Origin of the sequence: Succinivibrio sp., assembly GCF_045124615.1 — a bacterium.
GTDB classification, from domain to species: domain Bacteria; phylum Pseudomonadota; class Gammaproteobacteria; order Enterobacterales; family Succinivibrionaceae; genus Succinivibrio; species Succinivibrio faecicola.
In genome coordinates this window covers 1-3,391 of record NZ_JBGVMC010000084.1, presented here as the reverse complement: position 1 = coordinate 3,391, position 3,391 = coordinate 1, and the positions used below count along the sequence as shown (strand labels likewise).

At 39.1% G+C, this 3,391-nt stretch carries 4 protein-coding genes; all 4 read right to left on the bottom strand.

Annotated features, from left to right (window positions below; genetic code table 11):
• A partial coding sequence (gene hisB / locus ACJML3_RS02325) for a histidinol-phosphatase (protein WP_406020253.1) occupies window positions 1–469 on the bottom strand: 469 nt, incomplete at its 3' end.
• A 111-nt stretch (window positions 470–580) separates the two neighbouring features.
• Window positions 581–1,654 carry a histidinol-phosphate transaminase gene (gene hisC / locus ACJML3_RS02320; protein WP_406020251.1) on the bottom strand — a complete coding sequence of 358 codons (1,074 nt, stop codon included), beginning with the start codon at window positions 1,652–1,654 and terminating at the stop codon, window positions 581–583.
• 8 nt (window positions 1,655–1,662) lie between these two features.
• Window positions 1,663–2,949: a histidinol dehydrogenase gene (gene hisD, locus ACJML3_RS02315; RefSeq protein WP_406020249.1), complete on the bottom strand. Its 1,287-nt coding sequence runs from the start codon at window positions 2,947–2,949 to the stop codon at window positions 1,663–1,665.
• Between the two features lie 17 nt (window positions 2,950–2,966).
• The coding region (gene hisG / locus ACJML3_RS02310; RefSeq protein ID WP_406020247.1) for an ATP phosphoribosyltransferase at window positions 2,967–3,391 on the bottom strand (425 nt) is incomplete at its 5' end.

Below are 3,391 nucleotides of genomic sequence, written 5' to 3'. Positions count from 1 at the left end.
CACTGAATACGCACTTATCTTTTGTTGCGTTAAGTTTTAGTGACTTGATACCCATGTTAAGACCCATCTGAACATCAGTATCTCTGTCACCGATAAAATATGAGTTCTCTCTATCCCAAGAAGTATCAGCAAGATATGGTAGCACCATTCCAATATTAGGCTTTCTGCAACTGCACTTGTCTTCAGGTTTGTGAGGGCAGATAAGAACCTGTTCAAAATCAATTCCCTGTGAAGATAGAGTATTTAAAACAAGTTCATGGGCAGGTGTAAATGTATCAAGAGGGAATGATTCTGTACCAAGACCATCCTGATTAGATACCATTACAAATGTATAACCTGCTTCCTTTAGTTTTAAAAGTGCTGGAATAACATTCTTTTCAAACACAACCTTTGAAAGATCATCAACCTGATAATCATGAGGCTCTTTAATAAGGGTTCCGTCTCTGTCAATAAATAGGTACTTTTTCATAAATTAATTTGTAAAACTAAATAAAGGTTATGTTATTAAGCTAAAAAACCTCTCAGGATAGATCATAAGAAGAATCAGCAGAGAGGTTCATGTTTTTATATCCAATTATAATCAGATATCTAAAGCCTTAAGGTAACGTACAAGTTCTTCAAGTTCTAGATCTGAACCAATCGAGATTCTTATACAGTCTTTTAGGCCTTTCTTTGTTTCAAATGAACGAAGAATTACGCCCTTTAAAGCCATCTGCTCAAATACCTTTGGTCCGTCCTTAAATTTGACTAAAAGGAAGTTACCGTGAGATTCAAAAATCTTCTCAACAAAAGGTAGTTCCATAAGGTCAGCTCTAAGTTTTTCACGGCGATCATTGCAGTTTTTAGCTCTGTCTAAAGTCATACCAATAGCATGATCCGATAGAGCCTGAATTGCAATCTGAGCTACAGGATCGCAGATTGGATAAGGATCGATTACCTTTAAGAGAGCCTTGATAATATTCTCATTTGCAATAGCAAAGCCACATCTGATACCCGCAAGTGCAAAGGCCTTTGATAAGGTTCTTGTTACAACAAGATTCTCATAATCCTTTACAAGATAGGTCAGATCAAGTTCTTTTGGAGCAAATTCAATATAGGCCTCATCAAGCACAATTAAAGTATCTTCAAGTGCCTCTAAAACCTTTACAAGCTCTTCTTTTTTGAAAACAATTCCCAATGGATTTGCAGGTGAATCAATAAAAACTACCTTTACAGGGAACTTTGCTGTTTTAACAGCATCGATAATCTGCTGAGCATCAAGAGTAAAATCCTCGTGACGTTCAACTGTTGCAACTAAAGCATTATTGGTATTTGCAGCAACCTCATACATACCATATGTTGGTGGTGCAATTAAAATACCTTCTTTTCCCTGCTCACAGAAAGCTCTTACGATTAAACCGATTACCTCATCAGAACCACGTGTTGCGATTACCTGAGTCTTGTGAACACCAGTATAATCAGCAAAGCGCTCAATCAGCTCCTCTGGCTGACAGTCAGGGTATCTGTTAAGTGTAGTTGAGTTTAAAAAGTAGCCTTCTGATTTAGGAGATTCATTTGCATTCAGGAAGTTATGACCATGACCACCAATTCTTCTTGCAGACTGGTATGGAACAAGTTCTTGTACGTGCTTTACAATCAACTTCTCAAAGTTCATGGTAACTCCTAGTTTAAAGAATTTACTCTAACAACAACAGCATTTTTGTGAGCATCAAGACCTTCAGCTTCAGCCATCTTTGTTACAGTAGCTGCAATTTTCTTAAGTCCATCAGCTGTTGCATGCTGAACTGTATAACGTCTTCTATAGTCATCAAGACCAAGAGCAGAGCAGGTCTTAGCATAACCGTATGTTGGCAGAGTATGGTTGGTACCTGATGCATAGTCACCCAGAGATTCTGGTGTATAGGCACCAACGAAAATTGAACCTGCATTTCTTAAAGCTCCTAATATTTCATCAGGATTTTCAATCTGAACAATCAGGTGTTCAGGAGCATAGATGTTTGAAACTTCAGCCGCCTTCTCAATAGAATCAACAACAATAATGCTTGATTTTGAAAGTGCCTTGGTTGCAATCTCAACACGTGGCAGAGCAGCAAGCTGAGACTCTACTTCCTTTGTTACTGCATTTGCAAATTCAACAGAGCGGCATACTAAAATTGCCTGAGAATCAGGACCGTGTTCTGCCTGAGAGAGCAGATCTGCTGCTACAAATGATGGATTTGCGCTGTCATCTGCAATAACCAAAACTTCTGATGGACCTGCTGGCATATCAATAGCTGCGCCTCTTGCATCGTTAGATGCTAAACGTTTAGCCATAGTTACAAACTGATTGCCAGGTCCGAAAATCTTTAATACCTTAGGAACGCTCTGTGTTCCATATGCCATTGCAGCAATAGCCTGTGCACCACCTAAATTGAAGATGCGACGAACACCTGCCTTAGTTGCAGCATAGATAATGGCATCTGAAATTGGAGGAGGTGAACAGAGGATAACCTCTTTACAACCTGCAATCTTTGCTGGTACTGCAAGCATAAGAGCAGTTGAAACTAAAGGTGCTGAACCACCAGGTACATAAAGACCAACTGAATCAATAGGATGTGTATGAGTCTGACATACAATACCAGGATAGGTTTCAAGGTTAACCTCATGATACTTCTGTTCTGAGTGGAACTTATAGATATTATCATAAGCAGTATCAATGGCTGCCTTAAGTTCTGAATCCACTCTTTTACATGCAGCACTGATTTCATCTGCGCTGATTTCAAGATCCTTACCTTCATACTTATCTAAGGTTCTTGAAAACTCAAAAAGGGCGTTATCGCCCTCTTTTTGAATACGCATGATGATATTAGAAACAATTTCTTCAACCTTGCCAGAAGTTGACTGAGCAGGTCTTGTAAGAATTTCCTGCTGTTCATTTTCAGACAGATTATTCCAAATTTTTATTTCCATCATCTATCCTGTATAAATTAACCTAACATCTTCTCAATTGGTACAACAAGAATTGAGGTAGCACCTAATGACTTTAACTGTTCTAGTGTTTCCCAGAAAAGCTTTTCGCGTGAAACAACGTGTAGTGCTACATGATCATCACTTCCCTCAAGAGGAATGATTGATGGATTCTCTGCACCAGGAAGAATTGCTCTGATAGCCTCAAGTTTAGCCTTTGGAGCATTCATCATGATGTAGCGGCTTTCCTCTGCACTCATTACACCCTTGAAACGCTCGATTAAAAGATCAGCAATAGCTTTCTTCTCTGGATATAATTCCTGATCACGACCGATTAAAACAGCCTTGGATGTATAGATTGTCTGTACTTCCTTTAAGCCGTTTGACTGAAGAGTTGCACCTGTGCATACAAGATCACAGATTGCATCAGCAAGGCCAGCTCTTG